Origin of the sequence: Rhodanobacter sp. 7MK24 (genome assembly GCF_014842995.1) — a bacterium.
Taxonomy (GTDB): Bacteria; Pseudomonadota; Gammaproteobacteria; order Xanthomonadales; family Rhodanobacteraceae; genus Rhodanobacter_A.
On record NZ_JACYXL010000007.1, the window covers coordinates 160323 to 186665 of the forward strand.

Consider the following 26343-nt stretch of genomic DNA (forward strand, 5'->3'; position numbering starts at 1 on the left):
ACCCGGCACCGCGCATCGTCCACTTTGTGGCCGATACGCGTGCGACCCATCCATGGATCGCCTGTGAGCAGTCGCTGCAGGCGACTGCTCACAGGTCCGGCCCGATCACCAGGTGCAACACCACGCCATGGCGCTGCGAATTGTCGATGGGCGTGCCGAGGTCCACCCGGACCATGCCTACGGGCGAACGCCAGCGCACACCGATGCCGGTGCCGAGCTTGGGCTGGAAATCCACGGCGTCGAAGGCGTTGCCGGCGTCGAGGAAAGTGGCGATACCCCAGTTGCGGGTGAAGTAGTGCTCCACCTCCGCGCTGGCGACGAACAGGTTGCTGCCGCCGAGCACCCGGCCGTAGCTGTTTTCGGGGCCAATCGACTGGAAGCCATAACCGCGCACCGAGCGATCGCCGCCAGCGAAGAAACGCAACTGCGGCGGCAGCGCGGAGAAGTCGTCGGTCCAGGTCTTGCCGGCGCTGCCGCGCAGGATCAGGCGGTTGCGCTTTTTCGCACCGAACGCATGTATCCATTTCGCATCCGCGGTGAGCTGGCTGAAGCTGGCCGAGGAGAGCAGGTCACCCGCGGTGCTGCGCGCCGCGAAATTCAGCGACCAGCCGTCGTGCACGAAATCGTAGTTGTCCGCCTGTTTGCGCGACAGCGATGCCTCGGCGAACACCAGCGTGCTGCTGCCGTGCTCGATGCCAGGCGTATCGTCCGGTTCGTCGCTGCGCTTGCCCACGGTGAAGGTGCCGGACAGCGCATGCAGGCCCACGGTGCGCGTCCAGCCGTGCCAGAGCTGCGTTTCGTTGGCGACCAGCTCCAGCGTGCGCGATTGCGAAGTGTCGGTGTTCGCGTCGCGGTAGTTGGCGCCGAAGTCGAGGCTGCGCTGGTTGTCGCCGGGCAACGGTATGGAATACAGCGTGGACAGCGTTTTCAGCCGTTGCGCCAGTACCAGTTCGTTCTTCCATTTGTCGCCGCTGCGGTTCACCCAGCGCCGCTCCAGTCCGCCGCGCACACCGAAGCCGGTGTCGGTGCCGATGAACGGGCCGCCGGTGTAGATCGTACGCTTCGCCGGCGCCAGCTCGACCTTGACGTCGACCTTGCCGTCGGCCTTCTCGTCGACCTGCGGCAGCACGTTGACCACGGCGAAGTAGTCCGCACCGTTCAATGCCTGCTGCAACTGCAGCAGCTGGCTCTGGTCGAAATAGTCGCCCGGCTTGAACGGCACGTAGCGCTCGAGGAAGCCATCCTTGAACTGCGACCCTACGAAGTGCACCGCGCCGTAGCGATAGCGTCGACCGACCTGCCATGCGAGCCGGATCGCCGCCGTGTGTTGCGCCGTGTTCACTTCCACGCGATGCGTCGTCAGCCTCGCATCGAGGAAGCCGCTTGCGGTGAGCGTCGCCGACAATGCATCGCGTGCGGCGTCGTAGCTGGCATCGTCCAGTTGCCTGCCGCGCATGCGGGTCAAGGCACTGCGGGCGCGGCGGATCGAAGGCAGCGCGAGCGCTTCGGCATCCAGTTGCACATCCACCGAAGCGACCTTCACCGGCTCGCCAGGGCGCACGTCCAGCGTCACCTTCCAGTCCTTGCCGACCTGCTGCAGTTGCGCCGTGATGTCCGCGTCGTAATAGCCGTAGGGTTCCAGTGCGGCCTTTGCCTGCGCAGGCGCCTGCGCGTACAGGCGGCGCACTTGCGCGTCGCTCACGTCGCGCCGCGCGTACTGCGACAGCCCTACCGATGCGCCGATCGCCTGCTGCAGCGGTTCGTCCACGCCACGCACCACCAGTTGCACGCCAGCCTGCGCGAGTGTCGCGAACAGCAGCAGCGGCAGCGCAAACGGGATGATGCGACGCATGCGTGGGGATCCGTCCTCGATGGATGTAGTCGGGGACAGCTTAGCGAAGTGGCGTGGCGAGTGCGCCGGTGCAGGCTTCCCTGGAAACGGTACCGACTGTGGTGCCGGTGCCATCTCGCCAGTATTGCCGGCATGCTTCTAGGTGGAAGCGGACATCCCGCGTTTCATCGGCTCCCACACTTACTTCGCAAAACTCACGCTGCCTCGCACACCACGAGGGTCTGAGGGAAGGCAAATGGCCAAGGCACTCCTTGCTGGAGGGCGCGGGTCAGAGAAGTCGACAACGCTTACGATCAAGCCATTCGGCCCCTCATAGACCGCCAAACCGCCGCTCCCAAGAGATAGAGATCGAATTAGGTATCTCTTGCTTGGCGCTTCACAACTAAGGCCAAGTGAAGGGCCAGTCGTGCTGTGGTCCAGTACGAATGTGTTGCTCTTCAACTCCCGTAGTGCTTGTGGATCACCGCACAAATCGAGAAAGTTCGCGGCGGGCACCCGGCTGTGCTTCGTACCCCAGTCCCGAATGGAAGCCGGCTGTAGCCAACCATCTTGGGAATGCACGAACTGGCTTGGCAAGAGAAGTGCAGCTCCAAGTATGAGCATCGGGCATTTCATGGTTGCCACCTTTTCAGATCGTTCATTCCGTCCATTCGCCTCCCTGGAATATGAGTCCGCTTTGTCGAAGCATGACATTCGGCCATGCCATGCCAGCTCAGTGGCAGTACGACGGCCCTGGCCACGCAGCGATGCCCCGCTTCTGTTCGACCGGCAGCATAGTGGCGTTCATGCGCCAGCGGCCGGTTTGCGTGGCCAACGGCGCCCCGGTTTGTAGAGCTCGGCCAGGAAACATGGAGCCTTGCCGAGGCGTGGACGCCAAGAACTTGCGCCTCGCGCTACCTCATAATCGGCGATGCGTATTGTCGGAATCGCCGGGTCGATCCAGCGTACCAGGGGCCGGGCCAGGGACAGGCGCACACCATCCATAACACGAGGGAATGACCATGGCACTGACGCGGCAAGTGATCTCGACTCTGCAGGACAACGGCACGGACATCATGGGGCCGGACGTGATGGCCTACCACTACCCGGACGCGAGCATCATCTCCGGGAGTTTGTTGACGGTGGAGGCGAACCATTTCGCCGTGCTCAAGTCGCGTGGCGCAGTGCTCGGCGTCTACGACACTGGCCAGTATCCGATCCAGACGCCCGACAAGCCGCTGCTCGGCGGCTTCGTCACCGGTTTCTTCGGCGGCAATTCGCCGTGGCAGTACGAGGTGCTCTATGTGAATCGCGCCAAGTTGCTGGTGCGCGCCAGCGGCGTGGCCACCTCGGCGGAGATGGCCGAGATGGTGTACCAGGTCGACTACTACATCCACGTCGACAGCAAGGACGATGCGCTCAAGCTCACCACGCACATGCCGTTCAGCGGGCACTACATCAAGGCCGACGAGGTGGCCAGTTACGCCGCTCCGGTGGTCGAGCAGGCGATCAACCAGGTCGTGCAGGTCACGCCGATGGAGAAGATCAACGAGCACATCCACGAAGTGGTCGAGCTGCTGAAGGAGCACATGAGCGCGTTCCTCTCGGTATTCGGCATCACCTTGAACGACGCCAAGGTGCTGATCCTGCCCAAGGACGACCGCATGCGTGAACTGATTTCGCTGCGCGCGTTCGGCTTGAGCGAGCTCGATGCGGTGCGCTACTACACGGCGTTGAAGATGGCCGAGCGCGGCCTGGTCTCTGCGCCGAACATGGCGGTGGGCGCGCCGTTTTCGATTGGCGGCGCCACGATGGGCACGTACCCGGTGCCCGATGGTCATGCATCGGTGACGCTGCCGAAGGGGTGACGGCTGTCCACGCACACCGCCCCCGCCGGGGCGCGGTGTGCGTCCACCGGATTGGAGATTGCACGATGGAATTGAAGACGACGGAAAACCCGATCGAGACCGCGGACCCGGCCACGCAGGTGCTGTCGAACCTGTTCTACGGCTGGGGCTACAACTTCTATCGCAAGGAAAACCAGCTTCGCGCGGACGACCTGCTGATACGCGCCAAGGTCAGCGAGATGCTAGGCCAGATGCGCGCGCACCTGGCCGGATTGGAACGGGATTGGCGGCGCGAACACCTGCCCGCGCCGACGCGCGAACACCCGTTTCCCGATGCCGCGGCCATCGCCACGGCGCAGGCCTTGCAACGTGCGCAGCAGGGTCTGGAATCGCTGGAGACAAAGGTGCGCACGGCGCCGGTGCCGGAGATGGATCGGGTGACGCAGCGGCACGTCAACGAGCGTGACGCACTCGAACGCCTCGCGGCGGTGGACGGCGATCTGGTGATGGCGGTGAAGTCGGTGTTCGATGCGGCGGCCGGCCTGCTTGATCCGGCCACGGCCGCCGGCGCGCTGTCCGCGATCCTCGCGCACTCGGGCGTCGATGCGCTGCTGGCGCGGCGTGCCGAGGTACTGTCGGTTGTCGCTGTGACCTGACTTGCCGCTGCCTTTGTCACGATCGCGCGCTGTGACACGTCGTATGGCACTCAGCCTGGCTGGATCGCATCGAAGTCCACCAGATCACTCTCTTCACCGCGTACATACAGTCGCTTGCGGCGGTGTGGATAGTCGCAGACGTCCTGTTCCAGCCGCTGGCCGGCCACCAGCAACACCAAGGGTGCATCGGTGGTGTTGGTGATGACGTGGGCGGGGCCGTTGCGCGCGAAGCCGAGGAAGTCGCCCGGGCCGATGTCGCGAGCCTGTTCGTCGATCAATGCGCGTCCGTGTCCGGCGAGTACGTAGACGAATTCTTCCTCGTACAGATGGCGGTGGTATTCGCTGGAATCGCGGCCGGGCGGCAACTCGATGCGATGCACGCCGAGCTGGGTCAGGCCGGTGACGTCGCCCAGCGACTTGCGCAGCCGCAGCGCATTCGGATTTAACGGATGCGGACGCGCTTCCGCCTCCATGGCTTCGATGTCGGCGGCGGCCAGCAAGGCAGGGTGTGGCATGCGGTTCTCCCGGAAGGTTGATATCAGCGGCGCGGTCGCCGCACGCCTGCGCCCAGCGTGCCGATCAACAGCAGGGTGAGCGTGATTTCGATGACGGCGGGCATGCGTTCGATCGATGAACTCCATGCCTCGGCCACGCCATGGCAGAAGTAGAACAGGGCAAGGATGCCGACCCAGAGCAGGGCGCGGCGCGGATTGCGCAGCGCGGCCAGCGGCAGCAACAACGGAATCAGGGCGATCGCCAGTACGAGCGTCATCGGCATGCTTTGCGGCGGCAACAGCCAGCCATGCCAGATCAATTGCAGCACGGCGAGCGCAGCCCATGCGACAAGGCCGAGCTTTTGTTCGGAGGGCAGGGCGCCAGCGCTCATGCGCCTGCGGCCAGCTTGCGCGCGGTGTCGGCGAGACGGCGTCCCAGCGCGCGGGCCAGTTCGCGCTCGTGTTCGCTGATGGCGTTCTCGCCCTTGGCACCGGCGACATGGCTTGCGCCGTAAGGCGAGCCCCCGGTTTGCGTGATGCTGAGCGTGGGCTCGGTGAACGGAATGCCCACCAGCAGCATGCCATGGTGCAGCAACGGCAGCGCCATCGTCAGCAGGGTGGATTCCTGGCCGCCGTGCATGGTGCTGGTCGAAGTGAACAGCGCGGCGGGCTTGCCGGCCAGCGTGCCGCTGGCCCACTCGGCGCCGGTGCTGTCGAGGAAGTGCTTGAGCGGTGCGGCCATGTTGCCGAAACGGGTCGGACTGCCAAGCGCGAGGCCGCTGCATTCCTGCAGATCCTGCCTGGTCACGTAGGGTGCGCCCTCTTCAGGTACAGGTGGCTGCGCAGTTTCAGTGACGGGCGCCACCGGCGGCACCTGACGCAGGCGCGCGCGCATGCCGGGCACCTCCTCGATGCCGCGGGCGATCAGTCGCGCCAGCTGCGCGGTGTGGCCGTTGCGGCTGTAATAGAGGACGAGGACGTCATTCATGCGTGTGGGCGCGATGTGGGCAATGCGCTAGTGTAAGAGTTATGCAAGGCCCGATCTTGCTCGTCATTCCTGCGCCTCCGGCCTTCGCCGGGATGACGAGCAAGGAGCCCCATCGCTCCACCCGTTTGTCCAGGGCGTAGCAAAGCGGAGTCGAAGGGCAATGCCTTGCACAGGTGTTTCGACTTCGCGGAACTCTGTTCCGCTACGCTCGGTACGAACGGTTTCCGGTTTTTGATCAGGTTGGCAAGCCGCCCATGCAACTGCGTTTCGACCGCGACCGCACGCACAGCTTCGGCCACTTCCTGTGGCAGCGCTTCGTCGACGACAAGTGCTTCGAGACAGCTGGAGCGCTGTCCTACACCACCTTGGTGTCGCTGGTGCCGCTGATGGTGGCGGCGCTGGCGATGTTCGCGGCGTTCCCGGTGTTCGCGCAGTCGCGCGACCTGCTGCTGGACTTCGTGTTCCGCAACTTCGTGCCGGCGGCGGGCCATCACATCCAGGACGCACTGCAGGGCTTCGCCGGCAATGCCAGCCAGCTCACCGGCATCAGCATCCTGATGATGCTGTTCAGCGCGATCTCGATGATGGTCAGTATCGAAGACCGTTTGAACCGCATCTGGCGGGTGCAGCGGCCGCGCCGCTGGGCCGCGCGCCTGCTGTTGTACTGGGCGGCGCTGACGCTGGGGCCGGTGCTGGTGGGCGGCGGTATCGCGGCCAGTTCCTACCTGAGTGCGCAACCGCTGTTGCAGGGGTCGGCCACCGTCGCCGCGTCGTCCGCGCCGCTGCGCCAGGGAGCGGCGGCTGTCGCCGCATCGCCCGGTTTGGGCACGCATGCGTTGCGGGTGGTGCCATTCGTGGCCACCTTCGTGTCCCTGTGGCTGATGTACGTGCTGGTGCCGAACCGCCGTGTGTCGCGGCGCGATGCCACCGTGGGCGCGCTGGTCGCCGCGATCCTGTTCGAGTTCGCGCGCTGGGGGTTCCGTCTGTTCGTGCACGGGGCGCACACTTACCAGCAGATCTACGGCAAGGCGCTGGCGGCGATCCCGATCTTCCTGGTGTGGATCTATCTGTCATGGATCATCGTGATCCTCGGCGCCTCGATCGCCGCCTCGATCTCGGCGTACGAGTACGAGCCGCCAGCCGAGCGGCTGCCCGAGGGCGCGGAGTTCCTCGGGCTGATGGTGGTGCTCAAGCACTTCGTGGACGCGCAACGGCGGGGCGAAAGCGTGGATCCCGCGTCGATCTGCGCCAGCGAACCGCGGCTGCGCACCGCCTCGGCGGCGGTCTATGTCGACGACCTCGTGCGTGCTGGTCTGGTCCAGCGCAACGAATCGGGCGGCTGGCTGCTCAGCCGCAGCCTGGACAGTGCCGATCTGCTGCGCGTATACCTGCACACCCGCTACCGCCTGCCCCTGCAGCCGACGCAGGAAGCGACGGCGTTGAACCTGCCGTTGCCGCCGGAGTTGCTGGCGATGCTAGACGAGCTTGCGACCGCGATGCGCTCGACCTTGGGCACGCCGCTCCTGCAAGTGTTTCCCGCAGCGCTTGCTGCTCCGGAGGAATCTTCACCATGAAACGACACGTCTGGCTTGCGGCACTGCTGCTACCGCTGGCGCTGGTGGGCACGACGCGCGCCGCGATGCCTGCCCATCCGGCCATCCACGTCACCACGATGGACGGCAAGGCCTATGACCTGGCCGCCCAGCACGGGCATTGGGTGATCGTGAATTTCTGGGCCACGTGGTGCGTGCCATGCATTGCCGAGATGCCGGTGCTTTCGCACTACGTGGCCTCGCACAAGAACGTGCGTGCCATCGGCCTCGCCTACGAAGACAGCGAACCCGCCGACATCAAAGCATTCCTCGCCAAGCATCCAGTGGTCTACCCCATCGCGCAGGTCACGCTGGACAAGCCGGTCAAGGATTTCGACGAACCGCGCGGCCTGCCAACCACCTACCTGATCGCACCGGACGGCACAGTGGCGGCGCATTTCCTCGGCCCGATCGATGCCGCCAAGCTGGACGCGGCGATCAACAAGGCCAGGTGATGCCAGCAGCGCGCTTCCTCGTCCGTGGCCGCGTGCAGGGCGTGTGCTTTCGCGCCAGTACCCGCGAACAGGCTTTGGCGCTGGGTATCGAAGGCCATGCGGTCAACTTGCCCGACGGCGGTGTCCAAGTGCTGGCCGTCGGCAGTGCCGCCGCGCTCGATGCGCTGGAGCGCTGGCTGTGGCAAGGGCCGCCCGCGGCGCAGGTGGATGCGGTCGAGCGAATGGCCCTGCCCGAGCAGGCAGCGAACGGATTCCGCATCGCCTAGCAGGCGCCTGTTGGCTAGTACGTGTCCGGCACCCAGTGGGCCAGCTTGGTGACATGCTCCTTGCCGGGCTTGCCCTTCAACTTGGGCAGCTTTACGGGCGGAGTAACCTTGTCGTGCAGAGGCACCTGCTGCAGCAGGTGCCGGATCAGGTTGATGCGGCCGCGTTTCTGGTCGTTGAAGTCGGCCAAGAACCACGGGGCTTGGTCGCTGTGCGTGCATTCGATCATCGTGTCGCGCAGCCGCCCCATCTCGGCATATTTGTGCCGCGCCCGCAGATCCACCGGCGACAGCTTCCAGCGCTTCAGCGGATCGTTGGCACGATCGGCGAAGCGCTGTTCCTGTTCGGCCTGGTCCACCGTCAGCCAGTACTTCAGCAGGACGATGCCGTCGTCGACGAGCAGCTTCTCGAAAGCCGGCACCGCCTGCATGAAGGCCTCGTATTGTGCCTTGCTGCAGAAGCCCATCGCCGGCTCGACCACGGCGCGGTTGTACCAGCTGCGGTCGAACAGCACGAGCTCGCCGGCATTGGGCAGGTGAGGGACGTAACGCTGGAAGTACCACTGCGTGGCCTCGGTGTCGCTGGGCTTGGGCAGCGCCACGATGCGGCAGCCGCGGGTATCCAGTCTTTCGCTGATGGCCTTGATGGTGCCGCCCTTGCCGGCGGTGTCGCGTCCTTCGAAGATCACCAGCAGCCGCTTGCCGCTGCTGCGCAGCCCTTGCTGCAGCCGGGTCAATTCGATCTGGAGTTCCTCCAGGGTCTCGCGGTAGCGCTTGCCCATGTCTGCTCCGCACGTTGTCGTGGCCGGAAAGACTATACCTGCTGGGCATCAGGCGCCGCGTCCACTTGCGACCTGTTGCATCACTGCGCAGCCACCGAGTCTGCTCCCAGCTCCATCAGCAGGCCGCGTTCACGGACGATGCGTGCCAAATCGCCATGGGTACGGGCGCCGAGCTTTTCCATCAAGTTGGCACGATGGCGGTACAACGTCTTGTCGCTGATGCCAAGGTCGGCGGCGACGGCTTTGGGAGGGCGGTCGGAGAGCAAGCCGCGCAAGGTTTCGCGCTCGCGCGGTGTCAGGCGGACAGTGTGCGATGTCTGTACGGTGTTGGGCAGCAAGTCGCTGCTGAACACGATTTCCCCAGTGGCTGCGCGACGCAGCAAGGCAATCAGCTCTTCGGCCGCAACGGCCTTGGTCACGTAGCCCTGCGCGCCTTCCTCTATGGCTCGCAGCACCAGGCTGGGATCCTCGTGCATGCTCAGCAACACCACACGCATGCCGGGCACGGCGGCACGTAAACGCGGCAACAACGACAGACCGCTATCAGCGCCAAGGCTGAGGTCAAGCACGGCCAAGGCGGGTTGGTGACGACGAGCCATCTCCAGTGCCGATGCGGCGTTGCCGGCCTCGGCCACCACCTCGAAGCCCTCCGTGCCGGCGATCAAGCTCTTGAATCCCGCGCGCACGATGGCGTGGTCGTCGATTAAAAGTATCCGCAGCATGCATGCAGTTTGCCAGAGCCATTGCGTCGGCAGGGGCTGAAAAAATCGCAGTCCGGAAAGGAATGCGCGCTGCTAGGCTGGCCGGATGCCCAATGCTTCATCCTCCGCGCGCTCACCTTGGTCGCATCGTCCAGCATGGATGAAGGATGCGGCGATTGCGCTGCTGTTTACCGCCATCTACCCGTTGCTGGGATACATCCAGTTCTATCACTGGTTGATTACCGATGGGCTGTTGTTTGCGGTGCTGTGGATCAGTCCGCGGCAACGGTGGCCGTGGTTGTTTGCAGCCATGATATTGGGACGGTTGTTGAACGGGGTGGTGAGCAATGACTTGGTGATGCACGGTCATGGCGCCGTGTTGGGCTATTGGAAGGACTGGACGGCGTTCGTGCTTGGAGCCTGCCTGGAGCCGTTCCTGATCGCTCCGGGCGTGCTGGCGCTGCAGCGATGGGGGGTGGTTCCAGGCGCGCTTGTCGATGCACGCGCCATAGCGCGCCTGCATTTGGCTGCAGCGCTCTCTGCGGTGGCCGTGGCGAGCAAGGACGTGCTGTATGTGCTCAACGACGGATTCATCGCCGACGTGACGCTTTACGTGATCCACGATGCCGTGCCACTGGGTCAGCCCGGGTCATGGGAGCTCGTGCTGCGTTTTGCCATCAAGAACTTCATGGGCTGCTTCGTCGGCATCCTGTTGATCGCTCCGGTCACGTTCTGGGTGGTGTCGCCGGGTGAGCGCGTTGGTTCCGCCCAGGTGCTTCGCGACACCCAGCGCCTGGTATTGCCCGCCGCCTTGCTGTTCCTGCTGCTCGGAACGGTGGTGCGCAGTGCTCCGTTGGCGGAGGTGTTGCGCCTGCTTCTGCTGGCGGTGATCGCAGTCGCCGCCGTGCGCGATGGCTGGCGCGGCGCCGCGCTGGCCGTGCTGTCGGTGAGCATCGCGGTGGCGATTGATGACTATGCCGGCCAAACCGCCGCCAACCCGATCCAGTTGCAGATGTTCATCGCCATCAGTGGTGCGATGGGCTTGATGTTCGGTGCTGCCATCGACGAAATGCGTCGGCAGCGCCGGCAGCTTGACGAAGCACAGATACGCGCCTTCGCACTGGCCGACGGGCTTGCCAGTGCCGCAACCGGCAATCTGCGGGCCGAGGAACGCGAACGCCATCGCATCGCTGGCGAACTGCACGACGAATTCGGCCAGAACCTCACCGCCTTGCAGACCTATATGCAGGTGTTTCGCGACGACCTGCATCGAGCCGGCAAGAGCGGCGCAGCGGATCATCTCCTGGACATCATCCGGGCGATGCGCCACAACATATCCGGCGTGCTCGAACGCCTGCGCCCGATGGCATTGGATGAACTCGGTTTGTTCGGCGCCATCGACCGCGGCATGCCGCGCCGCTTGGCGCAGGGGGCGGGCCTCGAATTGGACGTCATCATCGAAGGGGACGCGCGCCTGCTGTCCCTGTTGGATGATGTCCACCGCATCGCCGCCTATCGGCTGGTACAGGAGTCGGTCACCAACATCGTGCGCCATGCCCATGCCGTCTGCGCCCGTGTGCGCCTGCGCATCGAGCGGCGCGGGGGCGCGCTGTGGTTGTTCATAGATGTGCGCGACGATGGCATCGGCGGTGCAGCGCACCTGCGCCAAGGCCATGGCCTGACCACCATGCAGGATCGCGTCACGGCACTCGGCGGGCGCCTGCATTTAAGCGACCTGCGCTCTGGGCTACGCGTGCATGCGCTGCTGCGGCAGCCGCTTCGGGGCGAGTGAGAAATTTTCTCGTTGTGGCGAGTGGCGATGCGCGGCTTAATACCAAGACAATAAGTTAGATCAACCCTAAAGGCGGCCTTGGATAGGCTGAAATCAACTTATTCGTCACTAAACACGGGGGTGTTTATATGGAAATTACTAATCAATGGGGGCCTAACACATGAAAACTAAGAAAACAGGTGGACGCAAGCTCGGCGACAAAAATCATTCGCTTCGGGAAGAGCGTCTCATTGCCGAGAACGAGAAATTGAAAGCTGATATTGCAGTACAAAGAGCGAAAGTCAAAATTAAGGATGCGCGAATGAAAGAGCTTCGAGCTTCTTTGGCCGCCGAGAAAAAGAAAGGCGCGACCGAAAAGTAAATCATGACTCATGATTTACTCTTCTTCAAAGCAGGCATGGTGAGGGCGTGCATTGTGAAAAAAATGATTTTGACGCTTACGATAATCTTGACTGCACTTTCTACGGTTTCTTGTTCCAACGGAGGTTTGCCACAGCAGCCAAGCCAAGCAACGCTAGCGGTCGCTTCGACCGTTCCGGAAATCTCCAAGAAGGAGAATGACGTACTGACGCAGAAGCTCAATGATTTCGAGGATCAGTGCAAGATTCAGATCAACGATCTTTATGGGAAGATTGGCTCTTCGACGAAAGAGAAATTCTTAAATATGTTCCATTCAGCCGTGTCTTCCGATTGTCAGCAGATTCTCATGAGTAATGACCCGACGCCAATGTCGGATGAAATCTGCGTCTCAATAAGGACACAGCATCCAGAGGTTCGGAAGAATGATCTTCCGCCAGTATGTACTGCGTCTATCAAAGATGATAGCAATGGAAGTGCGGACGAACGGCCGGTCAACGCATCAAGCGGAGACAGTGCTGCAGTATCCGCGTCTGCTGGGCTCTCATCCGGTGAGAGAGCGGATTGCATTCAAGCGGTTGCCAACGACTATAGTAACTCACAAACTCAAACTGACCTGAATGGCAACCTTGCCGACACAGAAAGTCTCTATCCAGGATGTAGTGCACTATTTGGCGCCGATGCGCCGCAGACTGATGATATCAAACAGGCGTGCGAAGATATTGGTAATGCACGTTTGCAAATGGCAAAGATGCTTGGCCATTTCCTTTCTACACACGATGCCCCGGTTTGCGATACGATGAGAAGGCAGACTACGGATGCGCATCAGGCGAAGAAGGATGAATATGATGCTTTCATGAAAAGCCTCCCTGCTCGTCTCGCGTCTGGTGAATTCAATTGCAAAAATGCTCCAAGCAATGCGCAATGCGCGCGCACCAAAGAAAAGTTGGTGCAGGAACGAGAACTCTTCAAGCTCGATTCGCAAGAATTCTGGGGAATGTCGGATACGCCTATGCTTTGGAATTGGATTGATTGTCAAGGAAGAAATTTTGCAAGTCCAGAAATGCATGGGGCGTTGCTTGCAAGTGTAACGTTTGGATCCACTGTGGATGGCGGTTCTCCTGGTTTTGATGAGGTTAGTTTGGTGTCGTCAACTGGTATCCCTGAAGTTGATGCTGCCGCAATTAATTTCGTCAAATCTTGCAAAGTAAAATGGACGGGTGCCGGAACGACAATAAAGGCTGCCATTCCGATCCCTATGGATTATTAATAATGTCTTAAGTTTACTTTCGTTGCGCGCGCGCCGGTGCGTAGTAGCTTTTGGAGCCAAGTCCGCCGTGTACAGGTGCCCCTAAAAAGTTCAGCCCTGTCCCAGGGCCTGCAACTGGTCGGCCTGGTTCTCGCGGGTCAGGGTATCGACCAGTTCGTCCAGGTCGCCCTGGATGATTTCCGGCAGGCGGTAAAGCGTGAGGTTGACGCGGTGGTCGGTGATGCGGCCCTGCGGGAAGTTGTAGGTGCGGATGCGCTGGCTGCGATCGCCGGAACCCACCTGCAGGCGGCGCTCCTGCGCCTGGGCCGCGGTCTGCTTGGACTGCGCCTCGTCCAGCAGGCGGGCCCGCAGCAGGCTCATCGCACGGGCGCGGTTCTTGTGCTGGCTGCGCTCGTCCTGGCACTCGACCACGGTGCCGCTGGGCAGGTGGGTGATGCGGATGGCCGAGTCGGTCTTGTTGACGTGCTGGCCGCCCGCTCCCGAGGCACGGAACGTGTCGATCTTGAGGTCGGCGGGGTTGATCTCGATGGCGTCGATCTCGTCCAGCTCGGGCAGGATCGCCACCGTGGCCGCCGAGGTGTGGATGCGTCCCTGCGACTCGGTTTCCGGCACGCGCTGTACGCGGTGCGTGCCCGATTCGAACTTCAGCCGCGAGTACGCGCCCTTGCCCTCGACGCGTGCCACGATCTCCTTGTAGCCGCCATGCTCGCCGTGGCTCTCGCTGAGGATTTCCACCTGCCAGCGCCGGCGTTCGGCGTAACGCGCGTACATGCGGAACAGGTCGCCGGCGAAGATCGCCGCTTCGTCGCCACCGGTGCCGGCGCGCACCTCGAGGTAGAGGTTGGCCTCGTCGCGCGGGTCCTTCGGCAGCAGCAGGATCTGCAGTTCGCCGTCGAGCTCGACGAGGCGCGCTTGCAGTCGTGCGATGTCGTCGGCAGCCATCTCGGCGAGCTCGGGATCGTCCAGCATCGCGCGTGCATCGACGAGTTCGCGCGTGGTGGATTCGTGCTCGCGCAGTGCGCCGGCGACGGGCTCCAACTGCGCGTATTCGCGCGACAACTCGCGGAAGCGCGTGCCGTCGGCCAGCACGTCGGGCTGGGCCAGCAGCAGGCCGATTTCCTCATGGCGTTCGGCGAGGGTTTCGAGTTTGCGGCGGATGGAAGGCGTCATGGCATCGTCGGTTGCGTGTGCAGGAGCGCACCCTGTGCGCGATTGCTCCTGGCTTCGGTCGAAGCGCAAGGCATTCGCTCACAGGGTGCGTTCTACAACAGGTCGGGGTCTTGCGGATCGAGGTCGTACAGCCGACCCGCCGCATGCAGCAGATCAAGGTCGCCCGAAAGCGCCGCTTCGCGCAAGCGCGCACTGGGATGGTGCAGCAGCTTGTTGGTGAGCGTGTGGGCGAGGAAGCCCAGCGCCTCTTCGGGCGACTTGCCGCGTGCGAGCATGGCGCGGGCCTTCTCCAGCACCTCGTCGCGCTGCGTCTCGGCGTGCTGGCGCAGGTCGAGCGCGGGGTTGCGCACGCCGAGGGCGCGGCGCCAGGCCATGTAGCGATCCACCTGCAGGTCGATGATGGCGTCCGCCTCGCGGGCGGCGGCGGCGCGCGAACGACGGTTGTCGTCGATCACCTGCTGCAGGTCGTCGATGGCGTAGAGGTAGACGTCGGGCAGTTCGGCTACAGCCGGTTCGATGTCCCGTGGCACCGCGATGTCCACCATGAACATCGGCTTGCGTCGGCGCGTGGCGAGGGCCTTTTCCACCATCGCACGAGTGACGACGGGCGTACGGGCCGCCGTGGAGGAAATCACGATGTCGGCTTCGGCCAGGTGCTGCGGCAGGTCGGCCAGCGCGATCGCGTAGCCGCCGTAGCGTTGGGCGAGATCCTGCGCGGTTTCCAGGGTGCGGTTGGCCACGATCAATCGGCGCGCCCGCTTGTCGGCAAGATGGCGCGCGGCCAGCTCGACGGTGTCGCCTGCACCGATCAGCAGCACGCAGGCTTCGCGCAGGTCGGCGAACACCTGTTCGGCAAGGCGCACCGCGGTGAACGCCACCGACACGGTGTGTGCGCCGATGCGGGTTTCGGTGCGCACGCGCTTGGCCACGGCGAAGGTGTGCTGCAGCAGGCGATCCAGCGGCGCCTTCAACGCGTTCGCCTCACGCGCCAGCTGGTAGGCATCCTTCACCTGGCCGAGTATCTGCGGCTCGCCCAGCACCATCGAATCGAGGCCGGTGGCGACGCGGAACAAGTGGCGCGCGGCGGCCTGTTCGTCGTGGCGATAAAGGAACTCATCCAGCTTGCCGGGAGTCAGCTGATGGTGGCGGCTCAACCATGCCTGCGGCAATTGTTCGGCACCGGCGGCCACGCTCACGTACAGCTCGGTGCGGTTGCAGGTCGACAGGATCAATGCCTCCTCCACGCCAGGCTCTCGCTGCAGTTCGTGCAGGGCAGCGAGGGCGGAATCGGGGTCGAACGCCACCTGCTCGCGCAGGGATACCGGCGCGGTAAGGTGGTTGAGCCCGAGGGCGATCAGCGGCATGAGGTAACGAGAGTCCCGGCGTGGATCAGGCGGCGTAGGCTAAGCTTGTCGTCGAGGCGCCGTGGATTCGGACACGGTGTGGCATGTGTGCAGACGTGACGGACAGACGATGGTCAGTGTGCGAAGCGGGCGTTGCGGATTCAAGCAGATGCGGCATTTTACGGCAGCCGCCACGCTGATGCTCGGGCTGGCCGCCTGCGCGCAGGCACCCCTCAGGCCTGCGCCTGCGGCCGCCCCTCAGCCGTTGGCGCACATGGTGGTGGCGACGCCGGATGCGGACCACGACCTGCTCGCGCAGCTTATGGCCGGCGAGATGGCATTGGGCCGTACCGACCTGAAGTCTGCCGCTTTGCACTACGGCAAGGCGATGGCGATCAGCAACGACCCCGAGGTGGCCGAGCGCGCGGCGATGCTGGCGATCGCGGTGCACGACGATGACGCGGCCAGCCGCGCGCTGGCCCGCTGGCAGTCGCTGGGCGCCAAGCCGGCACCGATGGCGCAGGCGCGCGCGCAGCTTGCGCTTGATCACGGCGATACGCCCGAGGCGCAGCACCAGTTGCAGATCCTCACCGACAGCCACGACAAGAATGCCTGGCGCGACTTCGGCCAAGTGCTGGTGGCCGCACGCGACCAGGCGCAGGCCGCGCAACTGCTGGAAACGCTGGCCACGCCGCAACGCCTGCCTGCCGATCCGCAGGCTTGGCTGGCGATGAGCGAGCTGGGCGACAAGCTGGGCCGGCATGCCTACGCACAGCGGGTTGCGGATGCCGCCATCGTCCGCTTCCCGGGCAACGCCGAGGTTTATGTGTGGTCGGCGCAGATGAAGGCCGGCAACGGCGATACGAAGGGAGCGTTCGCGTTGCTGCAACAGGCGACTGCCAAGTCGCCGGACAACGTGCGTCTGCGCCTTGTCTACGCCAGCCTACTCAGCCAGTCGGGCGATGATGCGGCGGCCATGAAACTGCTGGATCATGGCCCGCAGGACGCCGACACCTACCAGTTGCGTGCTGCGCTCGCCGTGCACGACAAGGACAGCAAGGCGCTTTCCGCGCTGTATCGCCAGTTGCAGCAGGCTGCGCCCGGCGTGCGCGCACAAAACGCCTTCCTGCTCGGTCAGCTGGCGGAAATGCAGCATCGCGACGCCGAAGCCCTGGCCTGGTACGACCAGGTCGGCGACGACGATCCGCATGCCTTCGACGCCGATCTGCGCAGCGCCGTGTTGCTGCAGGCGCAAGGCAAGAGCACCGACGCGCACGAACTGCTCGGCCAGATGGAAATGGACTATCTCGACCAGCCGAACCAGCTGCGCCAGGCGTGGCAGCTCGACGCCGAAATCTACATGCAGGAGCAGAACTATCCGCAGGCCATCAGTGCCTTCACCCGCGCGCTGCAAGTGGTGCCGAACGACCCGGGGCTGCTGTATGGCCGCGGGCTGGCTTATGCCAGCGCGGGGCAGGTCGACCCCGCCGTGCGGGATTTCCGCAGCCTGCTCAAGCTCAAGCCCGACGACATCGACGCCAGCAATGCGCTGGGCTTCACCCTGGCCGACGCCAACCGCGACCTGCCGGAGGCTGAGCAGTTGATCGGCAGGGCGCGGGCGGCGCGGCCGAACGATCCGGCCATCGCGGATTCGTGGGGCTGGGTGCAGTACCGGCTGGGCCATCTTGATCAGGCGGTGCAATCGCTGCGCAGCGCATGGCAAGCCGGCAAGGATGGCGACATCGGCGTGCACCTCGGCGAGGTGCTGTGGGAACAGGGCGATCACCGGGGCGCGCAGCAGGTGTTCGATGCCGTGCGCAAGCTCGACCCGCACAATGCCAGCCTGCAGAGCACCCTCAAGCGGTTGAATCCATGAAGCGTCATTTCCGATTTCTCGCGGTGGCCGTGCCGCTGCTGCTCGCCGCCTGCGTGCCACAGCAGGCGACGCGTATCAAGGGCGACGCGGGTTTGCTGAATGCGCAGGTCGCGCGCGAGCAGGCGCTGGCGCGTACCGACCACTGGACGCTGCAGGGGCGGTTGGGCGTTTCCGATGGCCATGCCGGTGGCAGCGGTAGCCTCACCTGGACACAGGACGGCGATCGCTACGAATTCGTGCTGCATGGACCGGCGCTCAGCGGCGCGGACTTCCGCCTCAGTGGCGGTCCCGATGGCGCCACTTTGGAAGGAGTGAACGGCGGTCCGCTGCACGGTCCGGACGCGGAGGCGCTGATGCAGCGCGCATTGGGCTGGACCGTGCCGCTGCACGATTTGCGTGCCTGGGTGCTGGGCCTGCGTGCCGACAGCGGCCCGGCCGAGCTGGCGTTCGGCGACAACCGGCTGCCATCGTTGCTCACGCAGGATGGCTGGTCGGTGGACTACCGAACCTGGGACACCACGCGCCAACCTCCATTGCCTACCACCGTCTTTGCCGCGCGGCCGCCGTACAAGGTGCGGCTGTCGATCGAGACATGGAGTCTGCGTTGAGCGGACAGTCGCGCCGGATCCGATCGCTGGCGCCATGGTCCTGGGCGGAGAGATCGCTGCAGGAGTGACCGCACGCATCCGACTCGCTAGAGTGCGCCGGGGCACGCATGGGGAAGGGTGGACGTGGCTGCATTTCGACGAGGTGCCATTGGGGCTGCCATGTCCCTGATGCTGGGGCTGGCGACCGCCGTCGGCGCGCAGCAGCGGCCGGGCGATGGGCCGCCGCCGCCTGGCATGCCGTTACGACCCCCGCCACCCGGCACGTCGCCGCCAGGTCCGCGGCCACCGCCACCTCCTCCTCCGCTTCCGCGGATTGAGTCGGTTCAGGCGAGCACGCCCGCGCCCTTGCTGCCTACGTCGGCAACGACGGCAAGCCCGCAGGCGACAGCCGATGCCGCAATGCCAGCAGTGCCCGTGTCGACGCCTGCGGCCCATGCCGAAGCGGTTCCGGCGACAGTCCCGGCGCAGGTCGCGCCGACGCCGATCCACGCCGAAGTTCCGGCGAATCCATCGCAGCGACCGCTGCCGTGGCTGTTGTTGCTCGCGCTGGCCGGTGCGCTGCTGGCCTGGTGGGCGTCGTTGCGCCGGTCGCGGCAGCTGCACGCGGAGGCCGAGCGGCTGGTGCGCCAGCAGCGTTTCCTGAAGTCGGCACACAGTCATTTGCGGCAGAAGTCCGAGCAGTTGCAGCAGTTGTCGATGCACGACCCCCTCACCGGCACGCTGAACCGGCAGGCGTTCGCTGCGGAACTGCGCGAGCGCATCGATCATCTGGCGAAGTACAACCAGCCGCTAAGCCTGATCGTGTTCGACCTCGATCACTTCAAGGCGATCAACGACAGCCACGGCCATCTGGTCGGCGATGCAGCACTGGCCCTGGTGGTCGGTGTGGTGCGCGAGCATCTGGTGAGCGACGATCTATTCGGCCGCTTCGGCGGCGACGAGTTCATGATCGCCTGCGCCGGGCACCACGTCGCGCACGCCATGGCGCTGGCCGAACAGTTGCGCGCCGCCGTTGCCGCGCGGGCGCCCCTGGCCGAGCCGCCGATTCCCGACCTCACCCTCAGTCTTGGAGTGGCGCAGGCGGATCCGGATCACGGCTATCACCCCGACGAGCTGTTCGCGCGCGCGGACGCGGCGCTCTACGCCGCCAAGCAGGGTGGTCGCAATCGGGTCGCTGCCGACGTGCCGGTCGAGGCGGCGTCGGGTGCTATCCGGCGGCATCTGTGATCCGTGCGCCGGCGCGGCGGTTAAGCTAGAGGGCTCCCTGGAATCCATCGGCCCATGTCATTCCGCATCGAGCGCGCCCGGCTGGCGCAGGTTGACGATCTCCGCGGCATCGAGCGCGCAGCGCAGGAACTGTTCCGCGGCCATGCCGCGTGGCCGTCCTATGCCGCCGCACCCATGGACGCACAGGCATTGGTCGAGGCGATAAGCGCGGCGCGCGTGTGGGTGGCGCTGGACGTTGGGGATCAGGTCGTGGGCTTCGTGGGCGTGGCGATCGAGGACGGCGAAGCGGCCATCGCCGAGATCGACGTGCTGCCCAACCATGGACGGCGCGGCATCGGTGCAGCGCTGCTGGAACACGCCTGCGCGTGGGCGGCCGAGTCGGGTTATCCGTCGGTGGTGCTGGGCACGCTCTCGGACGTACCGTGGAATGCGCCGTTCTACGCCCGTCACGGTTTCGAGGCTATCGATCCGAAGCAATACACGCCGGCGCTGGCGGCACACCAGGCGCACGACCGCGAACGCGGCTTTCCCATGCACCTGCGTGTCTTCATGCGCCGTCGCCTGCGCGCTTCCCCGGACGGCTGGACGCGCTGGCCGGCACCCGCCAAGCTCAATCTGTTCCTGCGCATCACCGGCCGCCGCGCCGATGGTTACCATGAGTTGCAAACCGTATTCCGCCTGCTCGACTGGGGCGACGAACTGCGTTTGCGCGTGCGTGCAGATGATGCGATCCGGCGCCTCACCGACGTGCCCGGCGTGCCCGAACAGGACGACCTGGTGGTGCGCGCCGCGCGGCTGCTGCGCGAGCATGGGGGTGGTGTGCGCGGCGTCGACATCGAGGTGGAAAAACGTATTCCGATGGGCGGCGGCCTTGGCGGCGGCAGCTCGGATGCAGCCACTGTGCTGGTGGCGCTGAACCATCTCTGGGGTTGCGGACTGGATGAAGACGCGCTGGCGGAACTGGGTCGGCAGCTGGGCGCCGATGTGCCGGTATTCGTGCGCGGCCGTTCGGCCTGGGCCGAGGGCGTAGGCGAGCGGCTCACTTCGCTGGCACTGCCGCGGCGACATTACGTGGTGCTCGATCCCCACGAGCACGTGCCTACCGCCGCGCTGTTTCAAGCGCCTGAATTGACACGAAATGCGCCCCGGGCGACAATTTCGTCCTTTGTTTCGGGCGAAACGACGGAAAACGCCTTCACACCGGTGGTGCGCGAGCGCCATCCGCGCGTGGCGGCGGCGCTGGACTGGCTGGGCCGCCACGGTGCGGCAAGGCTTTCCGGCAGCGGTGGTTGCGTGTTCCTGGAGCTGCGCTCGCGGGAACAGGCGCAGGCCATCGCGGATCGTTGCCCCGCTGCGTTCACGGCCCACGTGGCCACCGGCGTCGCGGTTTCGTCCTTGCATGAAGCATTGGGGCGCCATGAAGGCGGCTCGAACCAGCCGGAAGCGGCGGGTTGAACTACAAGCGAGTCAGGGATGGTTCGCGACCCGAGGGGCAGCCACGAAGGCTGCCTTTCGGTATCCATGATGGGGCGTCGCCAAGCTGGTTAAGGCACGGGATTTTGATTCCCGCATACGCAGGTTCGAATCCTGCCGCCCCAGCCACTCAGAGAGCTTGGGTGGCGGAAATCGTCCGGGCTGGAGAGCCCGCCGTGCGGTAGATGTTTACGACGTTTCCCGGTCCATGGAACCGCCACGGGCCGGCGAACCGAGGACAATCTGCCCTCGCACGGCGAGTTTTCGGCCTTGAATGTTTTCACCACCCAAGCTCTCTGCACTTTGCAGCATTTTCGAGGAATGCACGCGTGGACAGGTCCAGCCCGATGATGCTGTTTGCCGGCAAGGCGCACCCGCAGCTTGCCGAGGATGTCGCCCACCGACTGGGCGTGCCGTTGGGCAAGGCCCTGGTCAGCACCTTCAGCGACGGCGAGGTGCAGATCGAGATCGAGGAGAACGTGCGCAACCAGGAAGTGTTCGTGCTGCAGCCCACGGGTGCGCCGAGCGCGAAGAACCTGGTCGAGCTGCTGGCGCTGGCCGATGCGCTGAAGCGCGCCTCCGCCGCCCGCGTGACTGCGGTGGTTCCGTACTTCGGCTATGCGCGGCAGGATCGCCGGCCGCGTTCGGCGCGCGTGCCGATCACGGCGAAACTGGTGGCCAAGATGATCGGCACCGCCGGCATCGACCGCGTGGTCACGGTGGACCTGCACGCCGAGCAGATCCAGGGTTTCTTCGACATCCCGGTGGACAACGTCTACGCCTCGCCGGTGCTGCTGGCCGACATCTGGCGCAACCACAGCATGGACGACCTGATCGTCGTGAGCCCGGACGTGGGCGGTGTGGTGCGCGCCCGTGCGCTGGCCAAGCGCCTGGACGACGCCGACCTGGCGATCATCGACAAGCGTCGTCCCAAGGCCAACGTGGCCACGGTGATGAACATCATCGGCGACGTAGCGGGCAAGACCTGCGTGATGGTGGACGACATCGTCGATACCGCCGGCACGCTGTGCGCCGCGGCGGCTGCGTTGAAGGAGCGCGGTGCGAAGAAGGTGGTGGCCTATTGCGTGCACCCGGTGCTTTCCGGCGCGGCGATGACCAACCTGGAGAACTCCCAGCTCGACCAGCTGGTGGTCACCAATACGCTGCCGCTGAGCGCGGAGGCGAAGGCCAATGCGAAGATCCGCGTGTTGTCGGTGGCCGAGCTGCTGGCCGAAACGATCCGCCGCATCGCCTTCGGCGAGTCGGTGAGTTCGCTGTACGTCGATTGAGAATTTGCTGGTCCGCTCAGGATGAGCGGTTTTGATGTTTGGCTTTTCGCGGCAGGACGCCGCGTAGAAGTGACGGACTTTTCTGGTCGCGGAAAAGTCGAACTGCCGCCGCGAGGCGGCTTCCCAAATCAAGGTAGTACCGAAATGGCACAGACTCATGAAATCAAGGCCGAGAGCCGCAAGGACGAGGGGAAAGGTGCGAGCCGCCGCCTGCGTCGTGCGGCCTACGTGCCGGCCGTCATCTATGGCGCAGGCCAGCCCCCGCAGAGCATCCAGATCGAGCACAACACCATCCTGCTCGCCGCCAAGCACGAGTGGTTCTTCTCCTCCGTGCTCGACCTGAGCGTCGACGGCAAGGTGCAGAAGGTGCTGGTGCGCGACTGGCAGAAGCACCCGTTCAAGCAGCAGATGATGCACATGGACTTCCTACGCATCGACGAGAAGCACGCCATCCGCGTGAACGTGCCGCTGCACTTCCTCAACCAGGAAAAGTCCGCCGCCGCCAAGACCTCCGGCGTGGTGATCTCGCACAACCTGACGGAAGTGGAAATCTCCTGCCTGCCGAAGGATCTGCCGGAGTTCATCGAACTCGACCTGGCCGACCTGAAGCCGGGCGACATCATCCACCTGTCGCAGCTGAAGCTGCCGAAGGGCGTGGAGATCGTCGCGCTGCACCTGGGTGCCGACCATGACACCACGGTGGTCACTGCGAACGCGGTGAAGGAAGAAGTCGAGGAAGCGCCGGCCGCCGAGGCCGCTCCGGCTGCCGAGGCCAAGCCTGCCGCTCCGGCCAAGGACAAGAAGTAAGCCGCGGCACCCCGCGTCCCATCGGGCGCGGGGTGCGTGCGCTTGCTTGCCGTCATGGCGGGTCTGCGACTCATCGTCGGGCTGGGCAATCCCGGTGCCGAATACCTCCGAACCCGGCACAACGCCGGGTTCTGGTTTGTGGACGCCCTCGCGGCGGGGCAGGGCGAGCGCTGGGGTTTCGACGGCAAGCTGCACGGCGAGACCTGCAAGCTGCGCATCGGCGGCGAGCCGGTGTGGCTGCTCAAGCCCGCCACTTTCATGAACAAGAGCGGCATCGCGGTGGCTTCCGCGCTGCGCTACTACAAGATCGAGCCGGACGAGTGCCTGGTGGCGCACGACGAGCTGGATCTCGACGCCGGCACCGTGCGGATGAAGTTCGACGGCGGCCACGGCGGTCAGAACGGTTTGCGCGACATCGTGGCCCATCTCGGCCATGCCAAGTTCCATCGCCTGCGCATCGGCATCGGTCATCCGGGTCACAAGGACAGGGTCACGCCCTGGGTGCTCGGTCGCCCCTCGGTGCAGGACGAAGACGCCATCCTCGACGGCATCGCGCGCGCGCTGGACGTGCTGCCGCTGGCGGTCGAGGGGCAGTTCGACAAGGCCATGCAGCGGTTGCATACCGTCGCTGGCAAATAGTTTCCGGGTATCGCTGCCGTTTTCGCGGAGCGGCGCCTGCAACGGCACAAACGCTTTCGGAGTTTTCCATGGGCATCAAATGCGGCATCGTCGGCCTGCCCAATGTCGGCAAATCCACCCTGTTCAACGCGCTGACCAAGGCCGGCATCGCCGCGGCGAACTTCCCGTTCTGCACCATCGAGCCCAACGTGGGCGTGGTGCCGGTGCCCGATCCCAGGCTCAATGCGCTGGCGGCCATCGTCAACCCGCAGAAGGTGATTCCGACGGCGGTCGAATTCGTCGACATCGCGGGCCTCGTTGCCGGCGCATCGAAGGGCGAGGGCCTCGGCAACAAATTCCTCGCGCACATCCGCGAGGTGGATGCGATCGCCCATGTGGTGCGCTGCTTCGAGGGTGACGTGATTCACGTGGCCGGCAAGGTCGATCCCATCGCCGACATCGAAACCATCGACACCGAGCTGGCGCTGGCCGACCTGGAGTCGGTGGAGAAGGCACTGAATCGCGCCGAGCGCGCGGCCAAGGCCAACGACAAGGAAGCGCTGGCGAAGAAGCCGGTGCTGCAAAAACTTGCCGCCGCGCTCAACGATGGCAAGTCGGCGCGCAGCGTGAAGCTGGACGACGAGGAAAAGGTGCTGGTGCGCGACCTGTTCCTGCTCACGCTGAAGCCGCTGATGTACATCGCCAACGTGCTGGAAGACGGCTTCGAGAACAATCCTCATCTTGACGCCGTGCGCGCCCGCGCCGTCGAGGAAGGTGCCGAGGTGGTGCCGGTGTGCGCCGCCATTGAGGAAGAGCTGGCCCAGCTCGACGACGCCGACCGCGACGAGTTCCTCAAGGACCTGGGCCTGGACGAACCGGGTCTCAACCGTGTGATCCGCGCCGGCTACAAGCTGCTCGACCTGCAGACCTACTTCACCGCCGGCGTGAAGGAAGTCCGCGCCTGGACCATCAAGCGCGGCTACACCGCGCCGCAGGCCGCCGGAGTGATCCACACCGACTTCGAGCGCGGTTTCATCCGTGCAGAAACCGTCTCCTACGACGATTTCATCCAGTACAAGGGCGAATCCGGCGCCGCTGCTGCGGGACGCCTGCGCAAGGAAGGCAAGGATTACGTCGTCAAGGACGGTGACGTGCTGCATTTCCTGTTCAACGTCTGAGCCGGATCGCGCGCACGGCCGCGCCAATCGCCTCCATTCCGTGCAAGGATGCGCGCCGTCCGGCGAGGTGCGGGGTGGATATGGCGAAGGCGGCATTGCGGATCCGGCTGGGACGCCCGGACGATGCGCGTGCAGTAGGCGCGCTGGTGCGCCGTTTGACTCGACGCTGGATCCTTCCCGACCAGCCGTACGAAGCCGGGTTGGCGCTGCTGTCGCGGCAAGGCACGGCCATCCAGCGCATGCATATGAGCGAGGGTCATCGCTTCCATCTTGCCTGGCTCGGCAGCACCCTGGTGGGCGTGGCGACGATGCGCGACGACAGCCACCTTACCCAGCTTTTTGTCAGTACCCGTTATCAAGGTCGTGGCATTGCACGACGCCTGTGGCTGCGCACGATGGCCGATGCCGTGCGCCGCGCCGGCACGCACCGCTTCACGCTCAACGCGTCGCGCTGTGCGGTTCCGGCGTACCGGCGGCTGGGGTTCGTGGCCACCGGGCCGGAACGCCTGTCGCCGAACGGCGTGCTCACCACGCCGATGGCGCTGGAGCGCGTCCAGTAGCGCGTCCAGCGGGCATAATGCGGGTTTTTCCGCCGTGATGATCGGAGCGCGCATGCCAGGCCAGCAGCACGAAGTCACTTTCCGTTTCCTCGCCCAGCCCACCGACGTCAACTTCGGCGGCAAGGTGCATGGCGGCATGGCGATGAAGTGGATCGACCAGGCAGGCTACGCCTGCGCGGTGGCGTGGAGTGGGGCGTATTGCGTCACGGTTTCGGTCAGCGGCATCCAATTCGTGGCGCCGATCCTGATCGGTGATGTGGTCACGGTACGAGCCAGGCTGATCCATACCGGCACTTCCAGCATGCATCTGGCGGTGGATGTGCTGGCCAGCGACCTTCGCAAGAACGAGCAGCGACTGGCGACCAGTTGCGTGATGGTATTCGTGGCGCTGGATGCCCCGGACGGCAAGCCCACGCCGGTGCCGAGCTGGGAGCCACGCGACGCCGCCGAGCGTCAGCTGCAGGCGCATGCGCGCCGGTTGCAGGAGCTGTCGCGCGAAATGGAGCGCCTGGTCGACGTGCAGGCCGGCGAAGGTGCGCAGAATCCGGGCTGAAATCGTCGCGCCAATGTGTTTGCGAGGCGCCGCAGGTGTTGACAGTCGGCGGGTCGATCCACACAATACGCGTTCTTTGTTGGAGGGATACCCAAGCGGCCAACGGGGGCAGACTGTAAATCTGCTGGCTTACGCCTTCGGTGGTTCGAATCCACCTCCCTCCACCAGTCGATTCGCGCAGGTTGCGATTGGACTGGTTCGCCGGGTCGACCTGGTCGATTCGGCAACGGGTTCCGCGCAGGGCGGGAGTAGTTCAATGGTAGAACCTCAGCCTTCCAAGCTGATGGTGCGGGTTCGATTCCCGTCTCCCGCTCCATTGATCCCGCCGTTTGAAATCTTGCTCATGTAGCTCAGTCGGTAGAGCACTTCCTTGGTAAGGAAGAGGTCGCTGGTTCGATTCCAGTCATGAGCACCATCATCGTTGCTCGCCCGTTCCGGGCGGTTTTCCTCTCACTGACTCCACCGGGATTCTGGTCATGGCAAAGGGCAAGTTCGAGCGCACCAAGCCCCACGTGAACGTGGGCACGATTGGTCACGTGGACCACGGCAAGACGACGCTGACGGCGGCGCTGACGAAGGTCGGTGCGGAGCGTTTTGGCGGTGAATTCAAGGC

At 64.7% G+C, this 26343-nt stretch carries 27 protein-coding genes and 4 tRNA genes; 23 read left to right on the forward strand and 8 right to left on the reverse strand.

What is annotated here, in order from left to right:
• Positions 1-88: 88 nt before the first annotated feature.
• Entirely contained in the window at positions 89-1852 is a 1764-nt protein-coding gene (locus IHE49_RS12760; RefSeq protein ID WP_192158458.1) for an autotransporter assembly complex family protein, read from the reverse strand.
• 1001 nt (positions 1853-2853) lie between these two features.
• On the opposite strand from IHE49_RS12760, the gene IHE49_RS12765 reads away from it, so the two are divergent.
• Together IHE49_RS12765 and IHE49_RS12770 are read left to right on the forward strand one after the other, a co-directional pair.
• Positions 2854-3699 carry an SPFH domain-containing protein gene (locus IHE49_RS12765; RefSeq protein ID WP_192158460.1) on the forward strand — a complete coding sequence of 282 codons (846 nt, stop codon included), beginning with the start codon at positions 2854-2856 and terminating at the stop codon, positions 3697-3699.
• 65 nt (positions 3700-3764) lie between these two features.
• Complete coding sequence (locus IHE49_RS12770) at positions 3765-4334, forward strand: hypothetical protein (RefSeq protein ID WP_192158462.1); 570 nt, start codon at positions 3765-3767, stop codon at positions 4332-4334.
• A gap of 50 nt (positions 4335-4384) precedes the next feature.
• Here the strand turns inward: IHE49_RS12770 and IHE49_RS12775 are convergent, their stop codons facing one another.
• The 3 genes from IHE49_RS12775 to wrbA are packed head-to-tail and all read right to left on the reverse strand — an operon-like array spanning position 4385 to position 5816.
• Positions 4385-4849, reverse strand: a complete 465-nt coding sequence (locus IHE49_RS12775) for a cupin domain-containing protein (protein ID WP_192158464.1) — start codon at positions 4847-4849, stop codon at positions 4385-4387.
• A gap of 23 nt (positions 4850-4872) precedes the next feature.
• Positions 4873-5220: a DUF2069 domain-containing protein gene (locus IHE49_RS12780; RefSeq protein WP_192158466.1), complete on the reverse strand. Its 348-nt coding sequence runs from the start codon at positions 5218-5220 to the stop codon at positions 4873-4875.
• Positions 5217-5816 (reverse strand): NAD(P)H:quinone oxidoreductase, encoded by a 600-nt coding sequence (gene wrbA, locus IHE49_RS12785; protein ID WP_192158468.1) that lies wholly within the window; start codon positions 5814-5816, stop codon positions 5217-5219. The genes IHE49_RS12780 and wrbA overlap by 4 nt, the downstream gene beginning before the upstream one ends.
• A gap of 254 nt (positions 5817-6070) precedes the next feature.
• Between wrbA and IHE49_RS12790 the strand changes: the two genes are divergently transcribed.
• The 3 genes from IHE49_RS12790 to IHE49_RS12800 are packed head-to-tail and all read left to right on the forward strand — an operon-like array spanning position 6071 to position 8129.
• Positions 6071-7390, forward strand: coding sequence for a YihY family inner membrane protein (locus IHE49_RS12790; RefSeq protein WP_192158470.1), 1320 nt, complete (start codon positions 6071-6073; stop codon positions 7388-7390).
• The gene (locus tag IHE49_RS12795; protein WP_192158472.1) at positions 7387-7863 is read left to right on the forward strand and encodes a TlpA disulfide reductase family protein; all 477 of its coding nucleotides are present in this window, start codon (positions 7387-7389) and stop codon (positions 7861-7863) included. The genes IHE49_RS12790 and IHE49_RS12795 overlap by 4 nt, the downstream gene beginning before the upstream one ends.
• On the forward strand, positions 7863-8129 hold the full coding sequence (locus IHE49_RS12800) for an acylphosphatase (RefSeq protein ID WP_192158474.1): 267 nt from the start codon (positions 7863-7865) through the stop codon (positions 8127-8129). Before IHE49_RS12795 ends, IHE49_RS12800 begins: the two co-directional genes overlap by 1 nt.
• A gap of 14 nt (positions 8130-8143) precedes the next feature.
• Here the strand turns inward: IHE49_RS12800 and ppk2 are convergent, their stop codons facing one another.
• Together ppk2 and IHE49_RS12810 are read right to left on the reverse strand one after the other, a co-directional pair.
• Positions 8144-8908, reverse strand: coding sequence for a polyphosphate kinase 2 (gene ppk2 / locus IHE49_RS12805; RefSeq protein WP_192158476.1), 765 nt, complete (start codon positions 8906-8908; stop codon positions 8144-8146).
• Positions 8909-8988: 80 nt separating this feature from the next.
• Positions 8989-9630: a response regulator transcription factor gene (locus IHE49_RS12810; RefSeq protein ID WP_192158478.1), complete on the reverse strand. Its 642-nt coding sequence runs from the start codon at positions 9628-9630 to the stop codon at positions 8989-8991.
• Between the two features lie 85 nt (positions 9631-9715).
• Between IHE49_RS12810 and IHE49_RS12815 the strand changes: the two genes are divergently transcribed.
• The 3 genes from IHE49_RS12815 (at position 9716) to IHE49_RS12825 (ending at position 13028) form a co-directional block, all read left to right on the forward strand.
• Entirely contained in the window at positions 9716-11401 is a 1686-nt protein-coding gene (locus IHE49_RS12815; protein WP_192158480.1) for a histidine kinase, read from the forward strand.
• A 160-nt stretch (positions 11402-11561) separates the two neighbouring features.
• Positions 11562-11762 (forward strand): hypothetical protein, encoded by a 201-nt coding sequence (locus tag IHE49_RS12820; RefSeq protein ID WP_192158481.1) that lies wholly within the window; start codon positions 11562-11564, stop codon positions 11760-11762.
• Between the two features lie 3 nt (positions 11763-11765).
• Positions 11766-13028: a hypothetical protein gene (locus IHE49_RS12825; protein ID WP_192158483.1), complete on the forward strand. Its 1263-nt coding sequence runs from the start codon at positions 11766-11768 to the stop codon at positions 13026-13028.
• Between the two features lie 90 nt (positions 13029-13118).
• Here IHE49_RS12825 and prfA read toward each other — a convergent pair whose 3' ends face one another.
• Together prfA and hemA are read right to left on the reverse strand one after the other, a co-directional pair.
• The gene (prfA, locus tag IHE49_RS12830) at positions 13119-14198 is read right to left on the reverse strand and encodes a peptide chain release factor 1 (protein WP_192158486.1); all 1080 of its coding nucleotides are present in this window, start codon (positions 14196-14198) and stop codon (positions 13119-13121) included.
• A 92-nt stretch (positions 14199-14290) separates the two neighbouring features.
• Complete coding sequence (gene hemA / locus IHE49_RS12835; RefSeq protein ID WP_192158488.1) at positions 14291-15562, reverse strand: glutamyl-tRNA reductase; 1272 nt, start codon at positions 15560-15562, stop codon at positions 14291-14293.
• 148 nt (positions 15563-15710) lie between these two features.
• Between hemA and IHE49_RS12840 the strand changes: the two genes are divergently transcribed.
• The 15 genes from IHE49_RS12840 to IHE49_RS12910 form a co-directional block, all read left to right on the forward strand.
• On the forward strand, positions 15711-17417 hold the full coding sequence (locus tag IHE49_RS12840) for a tetratricopeptide repeat protein (protein WP_225578422.1): 1707 nt from the start codon (positions 15711-15713) through the stop codon (positions 17415-17417).
• Positions 17414-18025 (forward strand): lipoprotein insertase outer membrane protein LolB, encoded by a 612-nt coding sequence (gene lolB, locus IHE49_RS12845; protein WP_192158493.1) that lies wholly within the window; start codon positions 17414-17416, stop codon positions 18023-18025. Before IHE49_RS12840 ends, lolB begins: the two co-directional genes overlap by 4 nt.
• A gap of 414 nt (positions 18026-18439) precedes the next feature.
• The gene (locus tag IHE49_RS18610) at positions 18440-19252 is read left to right on the forward strand and encodes a GGDEF domain-containing protein (RefSeq protein WP_192158495.1); all 813 of its coding nucleotides are present in this window, start codon (positions 18440-18442) and stop codon (positions 19250-19252) included.
• Between the two features lie 54 nt (positions 19253-19306).
• Positions 19307-20707: a 4-(cytidine 5'-diphospho)-2-C-methyl-D-erythritol kinase gene (ispE, locus tag IHE49_RS12855; RefSeq protein ID WP_192158497.1), complete on the forward strand. Its 1401-nt coding sequence runs from the start codon at positions 19307-19309 to the stop codon at positions 20705-20707.
• Between the two features lie 70 nt (positions 20708-20777).
• Positions 20778-20854 (forward strand) — tRNA-Gln (locus tag IHE49_RS12860).
• 218 nt (positions 20855-21072) lie between these two features.
• Positions 21073-22014, forward strand: coding sequence for a ribose-phosphate diphosphokinase (locus IHE49_RS12865; RefSeq protein WP_192158524.1), 942 nt, complete (start codon positions 21073-21075; stop codon positions 22012-22014).
• Positions 22015-22158: 144 nt separating this feature from the next.
• On the forward strand, positions 22159-22821 hold the full coding sequence (locus IHE49_RS12870) for a 50S ribosomal protein L25/general stress protein Ctc (RefSeq protein ID WP_192158499.1): 663 nt from the start codon (positions 22159-22161) through the stop codon (positions 22819-22821).
• Positions 22822-22875: 54 nt separating this feature from the next.
• Positions 22876-23460: an aminoacyl-tRNA hydrolase gene (gene pth, locus IHE49_RS12875; RefSeq protein WP_192158526.1), complete on the forward strand. Its 585-nt coding sequence runs from the start codon at positions 22876-22878 to the stop codon at positions 23458-23460.
• 68 nt (positions 23461-23528) lie between these two features.
• Positions 23529-24617, forward strand: a complete 1089-nt coding sequence (gene ychF, locus IHE49_RS12880) for a redox-regulated ATPase YchF (protein ID WP_192158501.1) — start codon at positions 23529-23531, stop codon at positions 24615-24617.
• An 80-nt stretch (positions 24618-24697) separates the two neighbouring features.
• Positions 24698-25177, forward strand: coding sequence for a GNAT family N-acetyltransferase (locus IHE49_RS12885; protein WP_192158528.1), 480 nt, complete (start codon positions 24698-24700; stop codon positions 25175-25177).
• 52 nt (positions 25178-25229) lie between these two features.
• Positions 25230-25730: an acyl-CoA thioesterase gene (locus IHE49_RS12890; protein ID WP_192158503.1), complete on the forward strand. Its 501-nt coding sequence runs from the start codon at positions 25230-25232 to the stop codon at positions 25728-25730.
• Between the two features lie 81 nt (positions 25731-25811).
• Positions 25812-25897 (forward strand) — tRNA-Tyr (locus IHE49_RS12895).
• 75 nt (positions 25898-25972) lie between these two features.
• Positions 25973-26046, forward strand: a tRNA-Gly gene (locus IHE49_RS12900).
• A gap of 23 nt (positions 26047-26069) precedes the next feature.
• Positions 26070-26145, forward strand: a tRNA-Thr gene (locus IHE49_RS12905).
• 61 nt (positions 26146-26206) lie between these two features.
• Positions 26207-26343 (forward strand): GTP-binding protein (locus IHE49_RS12910; protein ID WP_239536270.1); only part of this gene is annotated, 137 nt, incomplete at its 3' end.